The sequence below is a fragment of the Microbacterium sp. Leaf151 genome (assembly GCF_001424225.1).
In the GTDB taxonomy this organism is placed as follows: domain Bacteria; phylum Actinomycetota; class Actinomycetes; order Actinomycetales; family Microbacteriaceae; genus Microbacterium.
This window is the reverse complement of sequence record NZ_LMOR01000004.1, coordinates 719,438-741,614: the sequence shown is the minus strand read 5'-3', so window position 1 is coordinate 741,614 and position 22,177 is coordinate 719,438. Positions and strand designations below refer to the sequence as shown.

The window sequence follows — 22,177 nt, the reverse complement described above, 5'->3', positions numbered from 1 at the left end:
CGACCTGGAGAAGGCCATGACGACAACTCCCGCCTCGACGACCGACACCGTGGTCACGATCACCGATGTCACCAAGAGATTCGGCACCACGACCGCCCTCGACAGGGTGTCGCTCACGGTCCGCCGCGGCGAGATCGTCGTTCTCCTCGGCCTCTCCGGGTCGGGCAAGTCCACCCTCCTGCGCCACCTCGACGCCCTCGAGATCCCCACCAGCGGATTCGTCTCAGTGCTCGGCGAGGAGGTGCCGGTCCTCCGCGGGCGACGACTGCGGGAGCTGCGGGGCCAGGTCGGCTTCATCTTCCAGCAGTTCGAGCTCGTGCCCTCGCTCACCGTCCTCGAGAACGTGCTGACCGGAGCCCTCGCCGAGCTGCGCGGCCCGCGCCTGGGCCTGTGGAGCTACCCGAGATCGAAGAAGCTGCGCGCACTGCAGCACCTCGACCGCGTCGGACTGCTCGAGCGCGCTTACCAGCGGGCCGACACCCTGTCGGGTGGACAGCAGCAGCGCGTGGCCATCGCCCGGGCTCTCATGCAGAACCCGAGCATCCTCCTCGCCGACGAGCCAGTCGCCTCCCTCGACCCTGAGTCCAGCGACCAGGTGATGAGCCTCATCCGCGAGATCGCGTCGGAGGAGGGGCTCACGGTGATCTGCAGCCTGCACCAGGTCGACCTCGCCATCTCGTGGGCCGACCGCATCGTCGGCCTCCGTCACGGCGCCGTCGTCCTCGACACCCCCTCTGCAGGCCTCAGCAAGGCCGAGGTGATGGAGATCTACGGTCGCGTCGCCACCACGACCTCCGAGCTGCAGGCCGTGCAGAACGAGCTCCTCACCCCGGAGGCGGCGAAGTGACGGTCACGCTCCCTCCCCGCCTGCGCTCGGGGGCCGGTTCGGCCGGCGTCGCCGAGCGCGCCCCGCGCCCCCGCCGCTCCCCCGAGCGGATCGCCGCTGTCCTCACGCTCGTCGCCCTCGTCGTCGTCTCGATCGGCGCCCTGGTCGAGATCGACATTTCTGTCCCGCGGATGATCCAGTCGCTGTCGAACGCCGAGCGCTTCTTCGTCCGAGTCGGCGCAATCACCTTCCCCGACGCCCCCGAGCTCCTCGCCCTGACGGCGCTGACGCTCGGCCTCGTCCTCACCGGAACCCTTCTCGCCGCGGTCCTCTCGGTCCCGCTCGCGTATCTCGCCGCCTCGAACACCACTCCCGGCAACGGCTGGCGTGCAGCGGCCCGCTTCCTCGGCGTCCTCGCCAGGGCCGTCCCCGACGTGGTCCTCGCGATGGCGTTCGTTCTCCTCTTCTCCCTCGGCTCCCTGCCGGGCATCCTCGCGATCGGCCTGCACTCGGTGGGCATGATCTCCAAGCTGTTCGCCGACGCGATCGAGCAGATCGACGAGGGTCCCCGGCTCGCGATCCGCGCCGCTGGCGGCTCGAAGCTGCAGGAGTTCACCTCCGGTGTCCTGCCTCAGGTCCTCCCCTCTTGGGTCGCGACGGTGCTGCACCGCAACGACATCAACCTGCGCGGCTCCGTGATCCTCGGCTACGTCGGAGTCGCCGGCCTGGGGCTCGAGATGTCCTACGCCTTCAAGTCGCTGCAGTACGGGCGCGGCATCGGCATCGCGATCGTCATCTTCGCGCTCTGCGTGGCGATGGAGATCGTCTCGAGCTCCGTCCGCACCGCCATGCTCGGCAAGGGCGCCCCCTCGTCAGGGCCGGTCGACGCGATGATGCGGCGCCTCCGCCGCCGTGAACCGGCGGCACCCTCCGTCCCACTCGCGGCCGCCACCCCGGAGGCGGCGCTACGCCGGCCCTGGACGCCGGCGCGACTCCGCACCGCGATCGCGGGCGTCGTCGCTGTCGCGGCGGTCATCGGGGGAGTCGTCGTCAGCGACATCACATGGAGCGACTTCGCGACGTTCTGGGCGCGGATCCCCGCGGTGGCCGTGCAGTTCTGGCCGCCGTCGTTCGGGAGCTACGACACGGCGCAGATGGTCGAGGCCATGCGCGAGACCATCGCGATCGCCCTCGCCGCGACACTGCTGACGCTCCTCGCGTCTATCGTGATCGGCTCCCTCGCCGCCCGCAACGTCGCACCGAACCCCACTGCGCGCGGCGGATTCCGCCTGCTCCTGGTCGCGGTGCGAGGAGTGCCCGAGCTAATCCTCGCGATCGTCTTCATCGTGATCTCGGGTCTCGGCACTCAGGCCGGCACCATCGCCCTGGCCGTCGGAGGAATCGGACTGCTCGGCAAGCTGATCGCCGATTCCCTCGAGGAGGTCGACGCCGGGCCCGAGCGGGCGCTCACGGCGGCCGGCGCCACCCGCTTCCAGGTCTATGCGGGATCGACCCTGTCGCAGGGAGCCCGCGCGATGCTGGGGCACACCTTCTACCTGCTCGACACGAACATTCGGGCGGCTACGCTGCTGGGCATCGTTGGCGGCGGCGGCATCGGCTACTACCTGCTGAACGCGGCGCAGGGCTCGAACTACGCCACCGTGACCGCGATCGTGCTGATGATCCTGGTGACCGTGCTGCTGGTCGAGGGGCTCGCGACGTGGCTGCGCCGGGTGTTCCGATGAGCGGCCGGTACGACGTCGCCGTCGTCGGCTCCGGCATCGTCGGCCTCGGCGCCGCGTACGCCGCCGCGAGACGCGGACTCCGCGTCGTCGTGCTCGACCGTACCGCCGAGCCCGTCGGCGCGACGGTGCGCAACTTCGGGCACCTCTGCTTCACCCCGCAGAGCGGCCAGGCGCTGACCTACAGCCTCGCCGCCCGAGAGGCATGGCTGCGGCTCGCCCGCGACGCCCGCTTCTGGCTCCGCGCGAGCGGCACGCACATCGTCGCCCGGCACGAGGACGAGCAGGCGCTGCTCGCCGCCGCAGCCGAGCGCCCCGCCGTCGGATTCGGCGACGGCGCCGAGATCCGCTTGCTGGACGCCCGCGAGACGACCTCGGCCGTCCCCGTCGCTCCCGGCGACATCGTCGGCGGTGCCGTGCTGCCCTACGACCTGCAGACGGATCCGCGGTCGGCCGCTGCGGCGATCGTGCGGTACCTCGGCTCCCTCGGTGTCGAGTTCCGGATGCGCACCGCCGTCGGGCAGGTCCGCGAGGGCGTCGTCCAGACCAGTCGCGGAGACGTCGCGGCCGACACGATCGTGGTCGCGGTCAATCACGACATCGACCAGCTCTTCCCCGAGCTGGCGGAGGCGGACGACGTGCTGCGCTGCTCGCTCGACATGATGCGTGTGGAGCTCCCGCTCTCAGCACCGCTGAGCGCCCCGCTCCTCACCGGGTGGTCGCTGATCCGGTACAGCGGATTCGCGACCCTGCCGGAAGCCGCCGCGGTGCGGGCGCGTCTGCACGCCGGTCGCCCCGATCTCGCCGGGATCGACTTGAACCAGATGTACACCCAGCTGCCCGACGGCTCCATCGTCGTCGGCGACTCCCACCACCGCTCCGTGAGCCCGGAGCCCTTCCAGTCCGAGACCGTGGCGGACCTGCTCCTCGCCGAGACCGAGCACCTCTTCGGAGCACCCGCACGGGTGATCGAACGGTGGCAGGGCGTGTACGCGAGCGGTCGCGACGAGTTCCTCGTCGCCGAACCGGCCCCGGGCGTGCTCGTCCTCACCGTCACCACCGGCATCGGGATGACGACCGGTCTCGGACTCACCGAGACCGTCCTCGCCGGACGGTTCGACACCACCTCCACCCCACTCTCATCACCTCTCATCACCGCGGAAGGCACCCGATGACCACTCTCACCCCCACCCCCTCGACCCTCGGCCCGGCTCTGACGGGCATCGAGCTCGTCGTGCTGGACATGGCCGGCACCACCGTCGCCGATGACGGAGTCGTCGAGCAGGCGTTCCAGCGCGCCGCCGAGCGCACCGGAGTCGCCGACCGCCTGCCTTGGGCGGAGGCGCTCGAGTACGTCCGGCACACCATGGGGCAGTCGAAGATCGACGTCTTCACTCATCTCGCCGGCGGCGACACGGCGGCGGCGGAGCGAGCGACGGCCGCCTTCGAGGACGCCTACGCCGAGCTGATCACCGAAGGGGCTGCCGCCCCTCTCCCGGGCGCCGAGGAGGTCATCCGATCGCTGCGCACCTCCGGCCTCGTCGTCGCCCTCACGACGGGCTTCGCACCCGTCACTCGAGACGCGATCCTCGAGGCGCTCGGCTGGGCCGACCTCGTCGACATCGCCCTCTCGCCCGTCGACGCCGGACGGGGCCGCCCCGCTCCCGACCTGGTGCTCACCGCTGCGCTCCGCGCCGGCGTCAGCGCCATGAGCGCCGTCGCCGTCGTCGGCGACACCGCGAGCGACGTCCTCTCCGGACGCGCCGCGGGAGCCGGACTCGTCGTCGGAGTATTGTCCGGCGCCCACAACCGCGACCGCCTCGACGAGGCCGGAGCCGACGCCGTCGTCGACGACGTCACCGCGCTGCACTCCCTCACCCTCGCCACCCGATGACCGTTCTGGCTCGTCCTGCGGGCACCTCCGTCCGGGTCGAGCTGGACCCCTCGGCGACCGCCATGGTGTGGATGGCCGTCGATCGACCGCATGAAGCGGTCGCGTTCGTCAGCGTCCACCTCGCGCCGGGCGAGGTGCTGGTCGAGGTGGAGCTGGCCACGATCTGCGGGTCGGACGTGCACACGGTACGCGGTGACCGCCCGGCTCCGGCGCCTCTCGTCCTCGGCCACGAGCAGCTCGGCCGCATCGTCGCGCTCGGAGCCGCGCCCGTCTCCGCCGTCGACGGCTCACCGCTCCGCCTCGGCGACCGGGTGCTCTGGTCCATCGCCGCGAGCTGCGGCGACTGCGACCGCTGCCGCTCCGGGCGGAGTCAGAAGTGCCGCACGCTCCGCAAGTACGGGCACGAGCGGATCGAGGACCGCTGGGTGCTGTCGGGCGGATTCGCGACCCATACCCACCTCCTCGCCGGGACCCCGATCGTCCGCGTGCCCGACGACATCCCCGCGGCGGTGCTCGCGCCGGTCTCCTGCGGGACCGCCACAGCCTTTGCCGCCCTCGCCGCCGTCGAGCAGGTCCGTCCGCTCAAGGGGGCGGAGGTGCTCATCAGCGGCGCCGGGATGATCGGACTGACCGCCACCGCCATGGCGGTCGACCGCGGCGCCTCCGTCACGGTCGTCGACCCCGACCCCGCTCGCCGAGACCTCGCTCGCCGCTTCGGCGCCGCGCAGACCCTTGCACCCGGTGCGTCCCCGGGCGAGTTCGACGCCGCCATAGAAGCATCGGGGTCACCCGCCGCCGTGGCGACCTCGCTCGTCTCGACGGGGATCGGCGGTGTCGTCCTCCTCGTGGGCAGTGTGTCCCCGACCGAGGCGGTCCCTCTCGACCCGGAGCGGGTCGTGCGTTCCCTGCTCACGATCCGCGGAGTGCACAACTACACACCCCTCCAGCTCGCCGCCGCGACCGACTACATGGTCGACCGTTGGCAGTCCTGGCCCTTCGCCGAACTCGTCGGCGAGACCGTCTCCCTCGACCACCTCGACGACGGCATCCGACGCGCCGGCGCCGGAGGGCCCGTCCGCGTCGCCGTCTCGCCCCGCTGAGGCCCGCCCCCGGCTGAGGGCCGTTAACCTCCACGGCTCGCCGGGGCGCCGAATTGATCGCTACAGCATGAATGCGATCTAAACATGTATTTATATCTTACCTTCTTGTCCCCTGGTAGGTAGATATGTGGGCAGTCTGGAGGGGCGCGGTTCGACACCGCCATCGCACAGTTCCGTCTCGACGATCCCCTCAGGAGTGGATGATGTCCCTGTTCTCCCGCACGCTCGGTGCTGTCTGCGCGACGGCGATGGTCGGCGGCGCATTGTTCGCCGCGCCGTCCGCCGCGACCGCCGTCGGTACCACCTACAACGGCCTGCCCTCCGGCACGCAGACCGCCAAGACCCTCGTCGTCGGCATCGACGGCGCGTCCTTCGACCAGCTCGACGCCGCCGACATGCCGAATCTCGACGGCCTCCGGGCCGACGGACTGACCGCTACCAGCAACCTCTACGCCGCTCCGATGTCGGGCACCGTCTCCGGCCCGGGCTGGTCCACGATCGCCACCGGCGTCTGGCCTGACAAGCACAACGTCGTCGACAACAACTTCACCGCCCCGAAGTTCGGCCAGTACCCCGACTACCTCACCCGGATCGAGGCCGCCGACCCGGCTCGGTCGAGCCTGGTAGTGGCGACCTGGTCTCCGGTCGCGCAGACGATCTTCGGTCCCTCCGTCGACCTGCGCCCCACCGGCGGCGGAGACGTGCAGACCACCGCGACCGCCGCCGACTATCTCCGCAACGGCAACCCCGACAACACCTTCGTGCACCTCGACGAGGTCGACGGAGCCGGCCACTCGGTCGGCACCAACGGCGCGGCCTATGCGACGGCACTCACCCGCGCAGACGCTCAGCTCGGTGAGCTCGTCGCCGCCGTGAAGGCCCGCCCGAGCTACGCCTCGGAGCAATGGACGATCCTCGTCACGGCCGACCACGGCCACACGCCTACCGGCGGGCACGGCGGGAACACACTCGCCGAGCGCAAGACCTTCGTCGTCGCTGCCGGTCCGGGCATCGCCGCCGGATCGACGCGCAATGAGGTCAAGATCGTCGACATCGCCGCGACCGTCCTGGCCGTGAACGGCATCGCGAAGGACCCGCGCTGGAACCTTGACGGCTTCGCCCTGTCCGTACTGAAGCCCGACGATTTCGACACCCTCCGCGGCGTCCTCCAGTCCAAGGTCGACGAGACCCGCCCGGTCGCGGGCCTGCTCGGTTGGACCCACTCAACTCCCGCCGGATGGAGCATCGACAACTCCGCGATGCCCGCCGGCGGCGTCACCGAGTGGGCCGGATGGTCTTTCGCGACCGACTCATTCTTCACCAGCGTCGAGCCGGGGCAGAAGCGCGAGACGAACGTCCGTTCGCGCGACGTCTTCGCCGTCGCCGACTCCGACGAGTGGGACGATAAGGCGCACGCCGCCGGCCAGTTCGACTCCACCCTCATCAGCCCCGCCTACCCGCTGACCGGAGCCGCGACGGCCACGCTCAGCTACGCGACCGACTACGTGATCGACGGCCCGCAGACCGCCGCCGTCTCGGTCAGCTTCGATGGAGCGGCACCCGTCGCCGTGAAGAGCTACACCGCGAACACGAACGCGAACGAGTCCCTCGAGATCGCGGTGCCCGCCGGTGCTCGGAGCGCGCAGTTCCGTTTCCGGTACACCGGCCAGAACAGTGCGTTCTGGACGCTCGACCAAGTCGCGCTCGCGCAGGCCGCGCTGCCCGCACCGAAGGTCACGGCGGCCGCCGCGACGAAGTGCGTGGCGGGCAGGGCTCTCGTAACCGTGCAGGCGCTGAACGCGAACGCCTTCCCGGTCGCGATGACGGCAACCTCCGCCTTCGGCAGCAAGTCATTCCCCTCGGTCGGCGCCGGGAAGAACGCGTCCCATGCGTTCTCGACCCGCGCCGCGTCGATACCCGCGGGCTCCGTCACCATCGCGGCTTCCGGCACCGTCGACGGCGCGGCGGTCGCCGTCACAGTCTCGGCTCCCTACGCCGCGACGTCCTGCAACTGATTCCCACTGCTGAAGGAGAGAACACTGTGAACAAGTCCAGATTTGCGGTCCGCTGGGCCGCCGTCGCCCTCGGAGCCGCACTGCTCACCGCCGTCGCGGGACCCGCCGTCGCAGATGAGAATCACGGCGATCAGGACGTGGACGTGGACGTCTCGATCGCCGAGCTCACCGAACCGGGAGTCCTCGCGATGACCGTCGCCGGCACGTCGACCGACCTGACCGAGAACGGCTCGACCGAGCTCGTTCGCCAGTTCACCGGCACCCTGCCCACCGTGACCGTCACCGACACACGCTCTGCGGACGAGATCCCCGACGGTGCCGGCTGGTACGTCCTCGGCTCGGCCAGCGTCTTCACCGGTGAGACGGGGCAGAACCCAATCGGCGCCGACCATTTCGGTTGGACCCCACGCCTGATCGACGGCGGCGACTCCGGGCTCGTCACCGAGGGCGACCAGGTCGACACCGTCCTCGACGACGGCGACGACGCGGTCGGCCTCGTCGACCAAGAGCTGCTCGCACTCGCGCTCGGCTCCGGCGCCGTCGCGGAGGAGGGTCAGTGGACCGCCTCCGCGGACCTGTTCCTCCGTACCGATTCCACGGTCGAGGCCGGTGACTACACCGGGCGGCTCACCCTGTCGCTCTTCGAATGATCGACGCTGTGGGGCGCGGTGCCACCGCGCCCCACAGCCAGGGGAGTCGACGTGCCCTGATCGGAACGCGCCGCATCACTGGTGCTGATCTACCTGATCGGGTCACTGCTGATCGGTGTCGGCGAGGAACTCTACTTCCGCGGCATCTTCCGTGTGGCCGCGCTCGGCCGACACGGGGAGCTGGTCGCGCTGCTTGTCACCTCGGTGGCGTTCGGGCTGGCCCACACCGTCGGGTACCTCTTCAATGGTGTCCCTCTCGGTGCGACGGCACTCAGCGTCGCGTTCCTCGCGATGGACGGAGCCCTCTTTTACGGCGTCCTCAGGGCCACCGGGACACTCTGGGTTCCGATGCTGCTCCACGGAATCGGCGACTTGCCCGATTCCTGGATCAGGGAGGCGACGCGCGCGAGGAGGCGCAGAGCTTCGGAGGCGGGGCCGGTTCGGCTCTCATCGAGTACGTGCTGATCGGGCTCTCGATCGCCCTCGTCGGCAGCACCGCCCGCAACGATCGCCGCAATCGGACAAAATCGACTCCTCACTCGACCCGGCACTGACGCAGACGCCGGCGACAGCCTCGGCGAGCCCGCCGCGAGGGACGGCAGCACTCGCCGAGCACTGGGCATCCGGCACACCACCCGTGAAGTGCACTTGGAACAATCTCGCGGTGCTCGCGCGAAGCGAGAGACCGACACGAAGCCCCGTGAGAACGCCGCCATCGAGCGCGGATGTCCACGTGCCTGACGCGGCAGACAAGCGGCATCCGTCCGTCGAGGATCGGATGCCGCTTCGTCAGAACTCGGCTGAGGGGCTGCTGCCGGGACTGCCGCGCCGGATGTCGTGCTTGCGTCGGGTCCAGCGCAGAGCCGCCGGGATCACCGAGAACAGCAGACCGAGCGCCGACAGGCCGAGTTGGATCAGCAGCAGCCGATCCAGCGGCACACCCCGGTCGCCGACGGCCACGAACTGCCGCGCCGCCAGGACCGTCACGGCCAGGAACAGCAGGATTCCGAGCATCCACCACCGCGCGTTGTTGCGGCGGTTGTTGAACGACACGAGCGAGGTGATCTGCACCAGCAGCACCGTGACCAGCGCGCCGAAGACGCACCAGAAGACGATGTCGGCGGCGGTGCTGACCGTCTCGGACGGCCGCGAGGAATCGACCCCGCGCACGATCGCCTCGATATCGGGATCGATCGTCTGGCGGATGATGAAGAGGTACCCCACGGTGATGGCGCCGACGACCAGGCTGAGCACCCAGCTGATCTGCGCGAGGCGCACCGCGGCGGGCGGCGGCATCTTGACCATGACGGGGGCTGCGGCCTTGTCGTGCAGCGCGGGACGCTCGGGCTTGACGGCCTTGGGGGGCGGTTCGTACGGCGGCGGTGCCGGCGAGCGGCGCACCTGCGCTTGAGGCGCGGGCGCACCGGAACGGCGGGTGAGCTCGTGAGAGCCCACCCGCCGTTCCGAAGGCGTGTCAGAGGGTGTCATCCGAGGTGTCTTCGATGATGACATCGTTACCCGAGTCGAACACGACGGTGGTGTCCTCGTCGACCGAGGTGTCGACCGTCGTGTCGGTGGTGTCGTTGAACGAGTCGTCGACCACGACGTCCGTCGAGGAGTCGTTGGCCGAATCGGTCAGGTCGACGTCGGTGGAGTTGTCGGTCGTCTCGGTGGTCTCGTCGGTGTCGTTGTACGAGCCGTCGATGTCGGTGTTCGTCTCGTCGTTGCCGATATTGACGTCGTTGCCGGCGTTGATGTCGGTGGAGTTGTCGAGAGTGGTGTCCTGATCGACGTCGTTACCGGCGGCGATCGCGTCGTCACCCGAGGCGACGACGGCTTCGTTGCCGAAGGTCTGGTTGACGTCGCCGTTGGCCCAGATGTTCTGGTTCACCGACTGGTCGACGATCGTGTCACGGTCGTCGATGTGGGTGTAGGACAGCTGGGTGGTGATCGACTTGATCTCCTTGACCACCGGGTTCCACTCCGGCTTGGGACCCACCGGAACCGGCGCGGGCTGGGGGTTCACGATCACGTGGGGCTTCTCGGCGATGACCGGGGCGACCGAGCACACGTCCGCGTACGAGACGTTGTTCAACCCCCGTGCCGCCATCGCGCCTTCCGGGTCTTCTTCGAACTCGGCTGCGGCCTCCGGATCGCGTAGGAGGCTCAGGATGAATTCGATCAGCGCATCTGCCATGGTCGCCAGCGTGACGCTCATTGGGGTCTCCTCACGGTTGTTCCTTGGGATCGACGTTAGGTCGAGGGGGTGTGTGTGCGCGTCGGGGGGAACCCCCATAGCGCGGGGTGGGTCATAGGGGTTTGGCGGACGCGAGCACCCTGGCGGATCGCGCGTCGTCGCCGGTGGCCTCCGCCGTCGGTTCCGGGGCATGCGAACCGTCGTCGAGAGCCATGCGCAGACGGCTCATGAGGTCCGAGCGCGAGGTGGCGCCCAGGCGCCTGCGGATGCGGGCGATGTGGTGCTCGGCGGTGCGCGGCGAGATGAAGATCGTCTCGCCGATCTCGGCGTAGGTCTTGCCCTGCAGCACCAGTGCGGCGACCTCTCGCTCGCGTTCGCTCAGGATGCCGGAACCCTCGGCCGCGCGCGTGGGAACCGGAACCGGGCCGGTGTCGCTCGCCGGGGTCACGGGCGTCTCCGCGCGCTCTCGCGGGTGGAGCTGGCGGGCGCACGCGAGGAGGCGCGCGATGATACGTCGATCGGTCGACTTGCTCGCGCCGTGACTGGCCAGGCGCGCACCGTCCCAGGCGAACCCGCTCGCCGCGAGGCCGGCGGCGGACTCTTCGATGGCATCCACGTCGACGACGCCGGTGAGGACGTCCGTCCACACCCGTCCGGCGCGTGCCAGGCGGGCCGCCAGGGGCGAGTGCTCGGCCGCGGCCCGCAGGGCCCGCGCGTGCACCGTGAGCTCCTCGGGACTGCCCAGCAGGATGCTGGCATGCAGGCCCGACCACTGCAGGCTCGTCTCCCACAGGGCGGGGCGTCCGAGAGCGGTCAGCAGCTGCTCAGCCCGTTCGAGCGACGAGCGCACGGCGCTGAATTCGCCGACACGAGCCGCCGACACGGCGAACTCGCCGAGGGGGACGAGGGTGAACAGGTCGACCTGAACGCGCAGCAGGGACTCCTGTGCGCGCTGCCAGACCGGCGGGAGCTCGGAGGGCTGGCCGTTGCGCCGCACGAGCCCGAGCTCGACGGCATCGGCGAGGAGTCGATCGCGCGCGCCGAGAGGGCGTCCGCCGGTCGCCGCGCGCAGGGCGTTCTCGGCCTCCGACGCGTGCTCGCGCTGCAGGGCGACCCAGGCGCGCCAGAGCAGCAATCGCGGAGCGGCCCACGCGCCGCCCTGCGCGCCGGCGATCGCCGCATCCAGCACCCGTTGCGCGACGGCGGCTTCGCCCCCGTGCAGGGCGACGAGCGCGGCGATCACAGCAGGCAGTTCGGGGAGAGGCGCGTCGCTCCCCGACGCGGTGTACATCTCGCTGGCACGCACGAGATCCTGCAGACCGTCGTTGTCGCCGGTGCCGAGCGAGGCCCGGAGCCCCCGCGAGAGGAGCTCGAGCGAGACACCGTGGGCGGTCGGAATGGTGCGAACGGGTGCGGAGACGGGCGTTGCGGCCGGATCGGTGTGACCGGCGCCCGCGCCGGCGATCGTCCACTTCGCCCGGCTCTCGGATGTCGTCGGTACCCCGCCGCGGTAGACCTGGGCCCCGAGGTCCATGTCGCCGCGCATCGCCCAGACGGCGGCGGCCATATCGAGGGCGGCGTCGCCCGGGGCGTCGGAGCCCGCCAGCAGAAGGTCGACGAAGGTTCCGGCGGCATCCACGTCGCCCAGCGCCCAGGCGGCGCGTGCGCGGCGCAGAGCGAGGGTGGCCGAGGGGGCTCCCGCACGGTCGGCCGCTTCGTAGAGTTCGGCCGCCTTCGCCGGATCGCGCGACAGTTCGCGGTCACCGTCGGCGACCAGGGCGGATGCCACCCGATCGTCCGTCGTGCCGCCCAGGAGCGCCTGCACGGAGGCGGCGTCGCGCACGAGCCGCGCGGAGTACAGCTCGAGCAGGCGGTCGGCGGTCAGCCGTGCGCGCACCGCATCGCGTACGAGCGGCACCGTGCGTCCGCCGCGCTGCAGCAGACCGGCGTCGTAGCCGGCGGCGCAGGCGGGGCCGGCGCCGGCGTCCAGCGCGGAGCGTTCGTCGAGGCAGAGCGCTTCGACGGCGAGACGCAGCGACGGGTCGAGGGAGTCGATGCGGTGCGAAACCAGATCGTCCAGCGACCGGGCGATCTCGTCGTGGTCGCACCGGCCGTCGCAGATCGCGTCACCGTGCAGCACGAGCGCCTCGGCGGTCAGCCAGGCCAGACCCCCGGTTGCCTCGAGCAGGCGCGTGAGGCACTCTCGCGACGAGTCCGTCGCCTCGGCGCCCAGGTGCGCGGTGACGTCGGACATCGTGATGTGTCCGAGCAGCATGGGCGGCTGGTGGCGTTCGATGTCGTCGATCAGCGCGCGAAGGGCGGGGGAGTCGGGGTCGGGACGGGTGGCGAGCAGCACCGTCGCGGTTCCCGTGCGCAGCCGCTCCGCCAGCGCGGACAGCGTTTCATCGTCGAGGAGGTGCGCGTCGTCGACGACGACGACCGCGTCCCGCGCGGCGGGGAGGTCGGAGAGGTGCGTCAGTGCGACGGGGGAGACTCCGGCCGCGCGCAATGCCGTGAAGAGGTGGCGCAGCACGCGGGATTTCCCGGAGCCGGCCGTTCCCACGACCGCGAGCGGTGCGGGTTCGACCGCCGCGACAGAGGCGTCGAGGAGGGCGCGTGCGACGCGCGGCAGCAGCAGCGACTCGAGGTCGCCGTGGGCAGCATCGGAGGACGTGTTCGAGATCGACATCGGTGGTGATCTTCCGACGACGCGCGTCAGGGCGTGGGCTCGGCGGAGGCGGGCGGCGTCTCGGGGGCCGGAGAACTCGTCTCGGCCGGTTGCTCCGACGGCGGCGTGGTCTCGGTCGGCGGCGGGTTCTCCGTCGACGGAGACGGAGCCGGCTCCTCGGTGGCGGGCGGGTCGGTGACCGGAGTCTCGGTGACCGGCGTATCGGTCGGCGAGGTGGTGGGGGCCGGGTCGGAGGGCGAGGGGGCGGTCGTCGTCGGGTCGGTCGACGGGGTTCCGGTCGACGGCTCCGACGGCGCCGACGACGAGGGCTCGGTGGCCGGGGCGGGGTTACCGCCCCCGCCGCCACCACCGCCCGAGGCCTGCTGCTGTGCGGGTGGCGCCGCGGAGGGGCTGCGCTGCTCGGCGGCCTGGGGTGTCAGTCGCTGGGGGGTGCGCTGACGCTCCTCGGTACGGTTCGTCGCCCGGGTCTCCTCGGGGGCGGCAGCCTCCTGCGATGCGGCGGGCTGGTCGGCGACGGGCTGCACCGCGGGGGCCGCGATGCTCGGCGGGGGCGACGAGGGCGTGTCGAGGGGATCGAAAAGCCGCACCTCGAGATCGGCGGCGAGGGGCTGGGAGGTGACGGCCATCCCCGTGCGCGCGAGGATGCCGACGCCCAGGGCGGGCACGCTCACGACGCCCACGGTCACGGTCAGAACGGCCACTCCCGCCGCGACGTACGCCGTGGCGGGAACGCGACGGAACCACGGAGCACGCTTCCCGGTCCGATCGGCGGTGAAGCCGTCTTCCGCGGACGCGTCATCGAGATCGTCGTCTTCCGGGACGTCGTCGTCATCGACGTCCGCGATCGCGATCGCGACGGAATGCAGACCCCCGCCCGCGGCCGTACGGGCGGCGCCGAGGGCGATGATCGCCTTGGGGTCGGCGTCGACGGCGATGGGGCGGTCGAAGCGCTCCGAAAGCAGTTGCGCCACGCGGGGGATGCGGGAGGTACCGCCCGTGAGCAGGATCGCGTCGAGGTCGTCGGCGGTCAGCCCGGACTGCTCCAGCGCGATCTCGAGCACCTCGACGGTGCGCTCGATCTCGGGTTCGATCATGTCCTCGAACTCGGCGCGGGTCAGACGGACGGCGCCGTGCCCGTCGCCGATGAGCACCGGCACGACGGCCTCCCCGTCGAACGACAGCGATTCCTTGGCGTCGACGCACTCGCGTCGGAGCGACGCCAGCGCCATGCGGAGGCCCGCATCGGACTCCACGCCCGCGAGGGCGGATGCCGGGATGCCGGCGGCACGGACGGTGTGACGCAGCACGATGTCGTCGAAGTCGGCGCCGCCCAGGTCGGGGATTCCGATGGGGCTGCCGACGAAGTCAACGGTGCCGTCGGGCATCTTCTGGAGGATGACGGTGTCGAAGGTGCCGCCGCCGAAGTCGTAGACCGCCAGCGCGCGGCCGCTGTCGAGGGGGTGCGTCGATTCGTAGTGGCGTGCGGCGGCCTCGGGCTCGGTGATGACCTGCACGTCGCTCCAGCCGAGGCGGCCGATGGCGTCGCGCACCAGTTGCGTGCGGTACTCGCCCCAGGTGACGGGGACCGAGACGGCGATGCCGGCGGGGTGCTGTCCTTCACGCTCGACCGCGGTGCCGATCACCCACCCCACGACGAGGGCGTAGAGGTCCTGCGGCGAGAAGCGCCGGTCTCCGGCCACGATGGGCACGTCATCGCCGATACGGCGCTTGAACTCGCGCACCAGACGCTCCGGCTGGGCAGTGCCCCGACGCTCCGCGGCGTCACCGAACAGCAGTCCGCTGTCCGAGACGAAGACGGTCGTCGGAGTGCTGTCGGCGTTGCGCCCTAGCGGCAGCGATGCTGCCAGCAGCGCCCCGTCCGGCGCGGAGCGCGCAGTCGCTGCCGCAGTCCTGCTCGTCCCGACATCGATCGCCAAGAAGTACGGCGTAGCCATGTGTTCGACCCCCCGGGGGCGCACAGAAGCGCCGCATGGCACCCCTGAATCCCCCGACTCTCCGAGCTCGACGACGAGCCCGCTTGTGTTCCACCGACCCATGCCCCCTGCATGTGTCGACGCTGTGCCTGAAGTGTTGCACACCCGTAAACAGGATGAAAGGGCAGGTGAGATGGGTATGACTCATGGCGTAAAGGTGCAATACTTCGCGCCGCTCCGGCGCACGCTCGCCGCAGTCTCCGCGTTGGGGCCGATCAGATCGTCTCGCGTCTCGAACGCCCCAATCGGCGACACGTTGGCACTCGCATTGCACGAGTGCCAACCCTTCTCTAGACTCTGGTTAGCACTCTCCCCGCGTGAGTGCTGACAAGTCTTCTGTAACGAGAAAGAGGTAGACCGTGTCGGTTTCCATCAAGCCGCTCGAGGACCGGATCGTCATCAAGCAGGTCGAGGCTGAGCAGACCACCGCGAGTGGTCTCGTCATCCCCGATACCGCCAAAGAGAAGCCGCAGGAGGGCGAAGTCGTCGCCGTCGGCCCCGGCCGCATCGACGACAACGGCAACCGTGTCCCCCTCGACGTCGCCGTCGGTGACCGCGTGCTCTACAGCAAGTACGGCGGCACCGAGGTCAAGTTCGGCGCCGACGAGTACCTGGTGCTCTCGGCTCGCGACGTCCTGGCGGTCGTCGTCCGCTGAGCGCGTGACGTCAACGAAGACCCCGGATGCCACGGCATCCGGGGTCTTCGTCGTTCGATCGGCCCGCACAGCTCGGCGTTCGCCTGCGGGGATGGCAGGAAAGCGGGGCTCGACGGCGGCCCCCGCCTCGACGCCGCGCATAGGCTGAGGAAGTGACCGCCGCCCCTCCCGCCCCCGCCGGCGGGAGCACCCGCGGCGCGCTGTACGCGCTGAGTGCTTACTTGCTTTGGGGCGTCCTGCCGATCTACTTCCTGCAGCTCAAGCCGACCAATCCGTTCGAGGTCGTGGCGTGGCGCATCATCCTGGCCTTCGGCTTCTGTCTCCTGCTGCTCACCGTGCTGCGCGTGTGGCGGCCGTTCCTGGCGATCGTGCGGCAACCGCGCTTGATGGCGCTCACCGCCCTCGCGGGCGTGCTCATCTACGTCAACTGGCAGACGTATCTGATCGGGGCGTTGACCGATCGCGTCATCGAGACGAGCCTCGGGTACTTCGCCAACCCGATCGTCACGGTCCTGCTCGGTGTCATCGTGCTGCGCGAGCGACTGCGCGTCCTCCCGTGGATCGCGGTGGGCATCGCGGTCGTCGCGGTCGTCGTCATCGTCGTCGGCTACGGCTCCTTCCCGTGGATCGCCCTGACGCTGGCGTTCTCGTTCGGGTTCTACGGTCTGGTGAAGAAGCAGATCGGCCCGTCGGTGGATGCCGTGAGCGGTCTGACCCTCGAGTCGCTGTGGCTCCTGCCGGTCGCAGCGATCCAGCTGGTGTTCGTCGCGAACCTCTCGGGGATCACGCTGGGCACCGTGGGAGTGCTCCACACGGTGCTCCTCCTGTCGGCCGGCGTCGTGACGGCCATTCCGCTGCTGCTGTTCGCGTCGGGCGCCCGGCGGGTGCCGCTGACGGTGATCGGGCTGCTGCAGTTCGTGGCGCCCGTCATCCAGTTCGTCATCGGTGTCTGGGTGCTCCACGAGCCGATGACCCTCGAGCGCTGGCTCGGCTTCGCCCTGGTCTGGCTGGCGCTGGTGCTCTTGAGCGCCGATTCGATCGTGGCGTCGCGGCGTCACCGTCGCGTAGTGGCCGATGTCGCCGAGCCGGTATGAGCCGCGTCATTCCTGCGTTTACCGGCTGAATCCGTCCGTTCTCGTCGGTGCGCCGCCGACCGTTATGCGCCCGTGACCGCCGGGACGCACATCGTTAACGAACGGCAACATGCGGAAAACGTGCATCCGATTAGGTTGGGGGAATCAGGTGACCCCATGGGTCTCCCCCCGCGTTCATCCACAGCAAGGAGCACTATGAACGTCTTCCCGCGCACGCGCAGCGCCCGAGTCCTCGGCGGTATCGCCCTGGTCGGCGCCAGCGCGCTCGTCCTCGCCGGTTGTGCCGGCGGCGGCGGCGGAGCCGAGCCCAGCGATGCACCCAGCAGCGCCGTTGGCGGCACCTCGACGGCAGACAGCGTCTTCCACGTCGGCACGATCCTTCCCGCCACGGGCAACCTCGCCTTCCTCGGCCCGCCCGAGGTCGCCGGTGTCAAAGCCGCCGTGCAAGACATCGAGGCCGCGGGCGACGCGTTCCCGTTCTCGGTCGAGCTCACCGAGCGCGACTCGGGTGACACCACCACCGACATCGCCACGCAGTCGGCGACCGAGCTCGTCGACGCCGGTGCCGACGTCGTCATCGGTGCCGCCTCGTCGGGTGTGTCGTTCACGTTCGTCGACCAGCTCGTCAACGCCGGTGTCGTCCAGATCTCTCCGGCCAACACGTCGCCCGACTTCACCACCTACGCCGACGGCGGGTACTACTGGCGTACCGCCCCGTCCGACGTGCTGCAGGGCCGCGTGCTCGGCAACCTGATGACGGGTGACGGTGCCGCGAACGTCGGCATCATCTACATCAACGACCCGTACGGCATCGGCCTGAAGGACAACGCGACGACGGCCATCGAGGCCGCCGGTGGCGAGGTCTCCGTCGCGGTTCCGTACAACCCGGGTGACACGGTCTTCACGTCGCAGGTCGACGAGCTGCTCGCGGCTGAGCCCGACGCCGTCGCGGTCATCGCGTTCGAAGAGACGTCGTCGATCATCCCGCAGCTCGTCAGCACGCAGGGCTACCCGGCGGCGCAGGTCTACTTCGTCGACGGCAACCTGTCGAACTCGTACGAGTTCCCCGCCGGCACCCTGCAGGGCGCCAAGGGCACGCTGCCCGGCAACCCGGCCGACACGACCTTCCAGCAGAAGCTGCTGACGGTCGACCCCGCGCTGACCGACTTCAGCTACGCACCGGAGTCCTACGACGCCGTCATCGTCGCAGCTCTCGCCGCGGCGCAGGCCAAGGACGACTCGGGCACCGCCATCCGCGACAACCTCCAGTCGGTCTCCGAGGGTGGCGAGAAGTGCACCACCTTCGCCGACTGCCTCGCGCTGGTCAACGAGGGCACCGACATCGACTACGACGGTGTCTCCGGCCCGATCACCTTCGACGAGAACGGTGACCCGACCGAGGCGTACATCGGCATCTACCAGTACGGTGCCGACAACAAGTACACCCTGCTGAACACGGAGTTCGGCTCGCTCAACGAGTGACCTGAGTCCGCGAAGGGCCCGGATGCCATCGGCATCCGGGCCCTTTCCCGTTCGCGGGTGGGTCATCAGGGTCGTCGCCGCGGGCACGCACCCGGTCCGCCTCTTGGCGGCGCGCTGGCGCTGGTGCGGGGGAGGGCGCTGGTGCTGGCATTGGTGCGGGCGCGGGCGCTGGCGGCGGTGTCGGCGGTGCGGCTCGGCCTCGTCGAATCGGCCCCGGCAACGCGGGCCGGCCCCGTCAGCGCGGCGTCCTCCATCCGGACCCGACCGCGGCGGTGCGGTCCCGGCCGCTCGCGCCTGTCAGTCGGACGGTGTCAGGCCGCAGGTCGCCGCAGTGAAGGCCAAGAGGTCGCCGGCCACCTCTTGCGAGCGGGCGAGGGGCACGACGACCTCGCGTCCGTCCACCCGCGCGACGAGGTCGAACAGCGTCCCCACCTTGTCCTCGGCGATGGCGTGCGCGTCGCACCGGATCGGCGTCACGGCGACAGCGGCCTCCGACGGTGCGTCGTCGCCCTCGACCGTCAGGCCGATCGGAGCCTCGGAGCCCCCGGCGAAACGCAGCAGGGGAGTGCCGCGCAGAGAGACGATCTCGAGCCGTCCGGCCGCGGCATCCCCGCTCGGCTCGATCGACAGCACCAGGTTCGCGAAGCCGTCGCCGGTGGAGGTCACCCTCGTCGCCGAGATGCGGGCGATGGATGCCACCGCATCCCGGTCGCACTGCGTCGCGCTGAGCCGCGAGAGCACGCTCAGCCGGTCGTCCACCGCCACGGTGGCGTCGCGGTCGCCGCCGCCGTAGTCGACGTGCAGCACAGCCTCAGCCGCGGCATCGTCGCGCCAGCAGCGGATCCCGGGGAGGGGAATGGGGAGATCCGTCGTGCGTCCCGAGCCGATCGTGACCGGACGCGCGGTCTCGCCGCCGGCGACACCGTCGAGAGCCGCCGAGCTGAGACCCGCCGAGGTCACCGTCACCGGAGTTGCGGAGGTGTTCGTGACCCGCAACTGCACCCGCTGGGCGACGATGTCGCCGCGTTGCTGCACGAGAACGACGTCGAGTGACGGACCGGGCGGCGAGGGGGCCGAACATGCCGAGAGTGCGACGCCCACCAGGGTGAGCGCCGCACTCGCGATCAGACGACGGTCGATCAGGCCTCGGGGTGCGGGTGATCGCGCTTGGCGTCCTCGTCGGCGGCCAGCGTGCCGAGGTACAGCTCGATGACGCGGGGGTCGGTGAGAAGCTCCCGACCGGTTCCCGTGTACGCGTCCTTGCCCTGGTCGAGCACGTAGGCGCGGTGGCAGATCTGCAGGCATCGCCGCGCATTCTGCTCGACCATGATGATAGTCACGCCCGCGCGGTTGATCTCGGCCACGCGCAGGAACGTCTCGTCCTGGCGGACGGGGGAGAGCCCGGCCGACGGCTCGTCGAGCAACAGCACCGAGGGGTCCATCATGAGCGCGCGGCCCATGGCGACCATCTGACGCTCGCCGCCCGACAGTGACCCCGCGCGTTGACGGCGCCGCTTGGCCAACTCGGGGAACAGCCCGCTGACGAACTCGAAGCGCTCGGCGAAGGCCTTGGGACGCTGGAAGAGCCCCATTTGCAGGTTCTCTTCGATCGACAGGCTCGGGAACACGTTGTTGTTCTGCGGGACCATGCCGACGCCCTTGCCGACGAGCTTGTCGGCTTTCAGCGTGGTGATGTCTTCCCCGTTGAGCAGCACGGAGCCGCTGCGGATCTTGACCTGGCCGAAGATGGCTTTCAGCAGCGTCGACTTGCCGGCGCCGTTCGGGCCGATGATGCCGATCAGGTCGCCCTGGTAGGCGTCCACCGTGCAGCCGTTGAGGATGTTGACCCCGGGCAGGTACCCCGCGACCAGGTCGTCGGTGCGCAGCACCGCGGTGCGGGTGGCGGTCGAGGTGTCGGACATCAGAGCTTCCCGTCCTTTTCGTCGGCGATGAGCTCCGCCTCCGCCTCGGCGGCGGCCTCGGCCTGGATGGTCTCGAGCTGCGACGTGGTCATGTCGCCGAGATCGGTGTCGTGGTGCGCGCCCAGGTAGGCGTCGATCACCGCCTGGTCGGTCATGACGGTCTCGGGCGGACCCTCGGCCACCACGCGGCCCTCGGCCATGACGATGACCCAGTCCGAGATGTGGCGCACCATGTGCATGTCGTGCTCGACGAACAGGACGCTCATCCCCTCGCTCTTGAGGTTGAGGATGTGGCCCAGGAGGCTCTGGGTCAGCGCGGGGTTCACGCCGGCCATCGGCTCGTCGAGCATGACGAGCTTCGGGTCGCTCATCAGCGCACGCGCCATCTCGAGGAGCTTGCGCTGGCCGCCCGACAGCGACGCGGCGAAGTCCTCGCGCTTGGCATCCAATTTGAACCGGCGCAGCAGGTCGTCGGCCCGATCGGTGTTCGCCTGCTCCTGCGAGCGCCAGGTCGAGGGGATCAGGGCGCGGAAGATGTTCTCGCCCTTCTGCCCGCGGGCGCCGAGCAGCATGTTCTGCAGGACCGAGAGGCGCCCCAGCGACTTGGTGAGCTGGAAGGTGCGCACCATTCCCTTGCGCGAGACCTTGAATGCGGGTACCCCGGCGAGGTTCGACCCCTCGAAGCTCCAGCGACCCGTGTTCGGCTTGTCGAAGCCGGTCAGCAGATTGAACAACGTCGTCTTGCCGGCACCGTTCGGGCCGATCAGAGCGGTGATCTGTCCACGCGGGATCTCGAGGTGCTCGACATCGACGGCCTTGAGCCCGCCGAACTGCCGGGTGACGCCGTCGGCTACGACGATCGGGTCGACCTTGGCGCAGCCGGGGCCGACATCGCCCTTGACGAGCGGGTGGGTGAGGGTCGTGTCAGACATTGAACGACAGCTCCTTCTTGTTGCCGAAGATGCCCTGTGGTCGGAAGATCACCAGGAGCATCAGTCCGAGGCCGACGAGGATGAAGCGCACCTGCCCCGTCTGCGTGCTGGACATGAAGCCCAGGATGCCGACGTCGCGCAGCCCCACGATGATGCCGTTCGACAGCGACAGGAGCACCCAGAACAGCATCGATCCCACGATCGGGCCGAGCAGGGTCGCGGCGCCGCCGAGCAGCAGCGCCGTCCAGATGAAGAACGTCAGTGCCGTTCCGTAGTTACCGGGCTGCACCGCGCGGGGGAGGATGAACACCACACCCGCGAGGCCGCCCATGACACCGCCGAGCACGAGAGCTTGCATTTTGTAGGAGTAGACGTTCTTGCCGAGGCTGCGCACGGCGTCCTCGTCCTCGCGGATGCCCTTGACCACGCGGCCCCACGGGCTGCGCATGAGCAGGTAGACGAGGATCGTCGCGATGATGACGAGGCCCCAGCCGAAGACGCGGACCCACCAGTCGTTCGCGGAGTAGGTCCATGGCCCGATGCCGTAGGTGCCGGCCGGCAGGGGGTTGAGCGCCTGGAACTCGCGGTTGTAGCCGTTCAGACCCTGCGAGCCGCCGGTGATGTCGGTCAGACCGACAGTCGAGACCACGTAGCGCACGATCTCGGCCGCTGCGATCGTCACGATCGCGAGGTAGTCGGCGCGCAGACGCAGGGTCGGGATGCCGAGCAGGAAGGCGAAGAGCACGGACGCGCCGATGGCGATGAGGATGGCCAGCCACACCGGTGCCGAGAGCGAGAGCGTCGCGATGGCGAAGGCGTAGGCGCCGACGGCCATGAAGCCCGCCTGACCGAAGTTGAGGAGCCCCGCGTAGCCGAAGTGCACGCTGAGTCCGATGGCGGCGAGGGCGTAGGCCGCGGTGGTCGGGCTGATGAGCTCGCCCGCGGCGTTGTTGAAGATCGAAAACCAGTCCATGTCGTCTTTCC

General features: G+C 70.0%; 19 protein-coding genes. 11 read left to right on the top strand and 8 right to left on the bottom strand.

Going from position 1 to position 22,177, the window contains the following annotated elements:
• The first annotated feature begins 16 nt into the window (after positions 1–16).
• The 8 genes from phnC to ASF76_RS14080 all read left to right on the top strand — a co-directional run bounded on the left by phnC (position 17) and on the right by ASF76_RS14080 (position 8,692).
• Positions 17–847, top strand: a complete 831-nt coding sequence (phnC, locus tag ASF76_RS14115; protein WP_055959098.1) for a phosphonate ABC transporter ATP-binding protein — start codon at positions 17–19, stop codon at positions 845–847.
• Positions 844–2,571, top strand: coding sequence for a PhnE/PtxC family ABC transporter permease (locus tag ASF76_RS14110; RefSeq protein WP_235561310.1), 1,728 nt, complete (start codon positions 844–846; stop codon positions 2,569–2,571). The genes phnC and ASF76_RS14110 overlap by 4 nt, the downstream gene beginning before the upstream one ends.
• Positions 2,568–3,743, top strand: coding sequence for a TIGR03364 family FAD-dependent oxidoreductase (locus ASF76_RS14105; RefSeq protein ID WP_055959095.1), 1,176 nt, complete (start codon positions 2,568–2,570; stop codon positions 3,741–3,743). Before ASF76_RS14110 ends, ASF76_RS14105 begins: the two co-directional genes overlap by 4 nt.
• Positions 3,740–4,462, top strand: coding sequence for an HAD-IA family hydrolase (locus ASF76_RS14100; protein WP_055959092.1), 723 nt, complete (start codon positions 3,740–3,742; stop codon positions 4,460–4,462). The genes ASF76_RS14105 and ASF76_RS14100 overlap by 4 nt, the downstream gene beginning before the upstream one ends.
• Complete coding sequence (locus ASF76_RS14095) at positions 4,459–5,562, top strand: zinc-binding dehydrogenase (protein ID WP_055959089.1); 1,104 nt, start codon at positions 4,459–4,461, stop codon at positions 5,560–5,562. The genes ASF76_RS14100 and ASF76_RS14095 overlap by 4 nt, the downstream gene beginning before the upstream one ends.
• Before the next feature lie 203 nt (positions 5,563–5,765).
• Positions 5,766–7,577 carry an alkaline phosphatase family protein gene (locus ASF76_RS14090; RefSeq protein ID WP_235561309.1) on the top strand — a complete coding sequence of 604 codons (1,812 nt, stop codon included), beginning with the start codon at positions 5,766–5,768 and terminating at the stop codon, positions 7,575–7,577.
• A 26-nt stretch (positions 7,578–7,603) separates the two neighbouring features.
• Positions 7,604–8,227 carry a hypothetical protein gene (locus ASF76_RS14085; protein WP_055959085.1) on the top strand — a complete coding sequence of 208 codons (624 nt, stop codon included), beginning with the start codon at positions 7,604–7,606 and terminating at the stop codon, positions 8,225–8,227.
• An 81-nt stretch (positions 8,228–8,308) separates the two neighbouring features.
• On the top strand, positions 8,309–8,692 hold the full coding sequence (locus tag ASF76_RS14080) for a CPBP family intramembrane glutamic endopeptidase (protein WP_055959082.1): 384 nt from the start codon (positions 8,309–8,311) through the stop codon (positions 8,690–8,692).
• A gap of 324 nt (positions 8,693–9,016) precedes the next feature.
• Here ASF76_RS14080 and ASF76_RS14075 read toward each other — a convergent pair whose 3' ends face one another.
• From ASF76_RS14075 to ASF76_RS14060, 4 genes are all read right to left on the bottom strand, one after another.
• Positions 9,017–9,715, bottom strand: a complete 699-nt coding sequence (locus tag ASF76_RS14075; RefSeq protein ID WP_156459267.1) for a hypothetical protein — start codon at positions 9,713–9,715, stop codon at positions 9,017–9,019.
• On the bottom strand, positions 9,702–10,445 hold the full coding sequence (locus ASF76_RS14070) for an IniB N-terminal domain-containing protein (protein ID WP_055959076.1): 744 nt from the start codon (positions 10,443–10,445) through the stop codon (positions 9,702–9,704). Before ASF76_RS14070 ends, ASF76_RS14075 begins: the two co-directional genes overlap by 14 nt.
• A gap of 91 nt (positions 10,446–10,536) precedes the next feature.
• The gene (locus ASF76_RS14065) at positions 10,537–13,113 is read right to left on the bottom strand and encodes a helix-turn-helix transcriptional regulator (RefSeq protein WP_055959074.1); all 2,577 of its coding nucleotides are present in this window, start codon (positions 13,111–13,113) and stop codon (positions 10,537–10,539) included.
• Between the two features lie 26 nt (positions 13,114–13,139).
• Positions 13,140–15,068 carry an Hsp70 family protein gene (locus ASF76_RS14060; RefSeq protein WP_055959071.1) on the bottom strand — a complete coding sequence of 643 codons (1,929 nt, stop codon included), beginning with the start codon at positions 15,066–15,068 and terminating at the stop codon, positions 13,140–13,142.
• 398 nt (positions 15,069–15,466) lie between these two features.
• Between ASF76_RS14060 and groES the strand changes: the two genes are divergently transcribed.
• The 3 genes from groES (at position 15,467) to ASF76_RS14045 (ending at position 18,339) form a co-directional block, all read left to right on the top strand.
• Positions 15,467–15,763: a co-chaperone GroES gene (gene groES / locus ASF76_RS14055; protein ID WP_039394204.1), complete on the top strand. Its 297-nt coding sequence runs from the start codon at positions 15,467–15,469 to the stop codon at positions 15,761–15,763.
• A gap of 152 nt (positions 15,764–15,915) precedes the next feature.
• On the top strand, positions 15,916–16,857 hold the full coding sequence (gene rarD, locus ASF76_RS14050) for an EamA family transporter RarD (RefSeq protein WP_055959068.1): 942 nt from the start codon (positions 15,916–15,918) through the stop codon (positions 16,855–16,857).
• 195 nt (positions 16,858–17,052) lie between these two features.
• Positions 17,053–18,339: an ABC transporter substrate-binding protein gene (locus ASF76_RS14045; RefSeq protein WP_055959064.1), complete on the top strand. Its 1,287-nt coding sequence runs from the start codon at positions 17,053–17,055 to the stop codon at positions 18,337–18,339.
• A 297-nt stretch (positions 18,340–18,636) separates the two neighbouring features.
• Here the strand turns inward: ASF76_RS14045 and ASF76_RS14040 are convergent, their stop codons facing one another.
• The 4 genes from ASF76_RS14040 to ASF76_RS14025 are packed head-to-tail and all read right to left on the bottom strand — an operon-like array spanning position 18,637 to position 22,166.
• A complete protein-coding gene (locus ASF76_RS14040; protein WP_055959061.1) occupies positions 18,637–19,440 on the bottom strand; it encodes a hypothetical protein in 804 nt (267 codons plus the stop codon).
• A gap of 38 nt (positions 19,441–19,478) precedes the next feature.
• Positions 19,479–20,261: an ABC transporter ATP-binding protein gene (locus ASF76_RS14035; protein WP_055959059.1), complete on the bottom strand. Its 783-nt coding sequence runs from the start codon at positions 20,259–20,261 to the stop codon at positions 19,479–19,481.
• Positions 20,261–21,193, bottom strand: a complete 933-nt coding sequence (locus tag ASF76_RS14030; protein ID WP_055959055.1) for an ABC transporter ATP-binding protein — start codon at positions 21,191–21,193, stop codon at positions 20,261–20,263. Before ASF76_RS14030 ends, ASF76_RS14035 begins: the two co-directional genes overlap by 1 nt.
• Entirely contained in the window at positions 21,186–22,166 is a 981-nt protein-coding gene (locus ASF76_RS14025) for a branched-chain amino acid ABC transporter permease (protein ID WP_055959053.1), read from the bottom strand. The genes ASF76_RS14030 and ASF76_RS14025 overlap by 8 nt, the downstream gene beginning before the upstream one ends.
• Between the last annotated feature and the right edge of the window lie 11 nt (positions 22,167–22,177).

Bases quoted from the DNA above. Each gene is read 5' to 3' on its own strand.
- ASF76_RS14070 (WP_055959076.1), bottom strand. From the start codon at position 10,445: ATGAGCGTCACGCTGGCGACCATGGCAGATGCGCTGATCGAATTCATC.
- ASF76_RS14065 (WP_055959074.1), bottom strand. From the start codon at position 13,113: ATGTCGATCTCGAACACGTCCTCCGATGCTGCCCACGGCGACCTCGAG.
- phnC (WP_055959098.1), top strand. From the start codon at position 17: ATGACGACAACTCCCGCCTCGACGACCGACACCGTGGTCACGATCACC.
- ASF76_RS14095 (WP_055959089.1), top strand. From the start codon at position 4,459: ATGACCGTTCTGGCTCGTCCTGCGGGCACCTCCGTCCGGGTCGAGCTG.
- ASF76_RS14035 (WP_055959059.1), bottom strand. From the start codon at position 20,261: ATGTCCGACACCTCGACCGCCACCCGCACCGCGGTGCTGCGCACCGAC.
- ASF76_RS14100 (WP_055959092.1), top strand. From the start codon at position 3,740: ATGACCACTCTCACCCCCACCCCCTCGACCCTCGGCCCGGCTCTGACG.
- ASF76_RS14105 (WP_055959095.1), top strand. From the start codon at position 2,568: ATGAGCGGCCGGTACGACGTCGCCGTCGTCGGCTCCGGCATCGTCGGC.
- ASF76_RS14025 (WP_055959053.1), bottom strand. From the start codon at position 22,166: ATGGACTGGTTTTCGATCTTCAACAACGCCGCGGGCGAGCTCATCAGC.
- ASF76_RS14075 (WP_156459267.1), bottom strand. From the start codon at position 9,715: ATGACACCCTCTGACACGCCTTCGGAACGGCGGGTGGGCTCTCACGAG.
- ASF76_RS14030 (WP_055959055.1), bottom strand. From the start codon at position 21,193: ATGTCTGACACGACCCTCACCCACCCGCTCGTCAAGGGCGATGTCGGC.
- ASF76_RS14045 (WP_055959064.1), top strand. From the start codon at position 17,053: ATGAACGTCTTCCCGCGCACGCGCAGCGCCCGAGTCCTCGGCGGTATC.
- ASF76_RS14090 (WP_235561309.1), top strand. From the start codon at position 5,766: ATGTCCCTGTTCTCCCGCACGCTCGGTGCTGTCTGCGCGACGGCGATG.
- ASF76_RS14060 (WP_055959071.1), bottom strand. From the start codon at position 15,068: ATGGCTACGCCGTACTTCTTGGCGATCGATGTCGGGACGAGCAGGACT.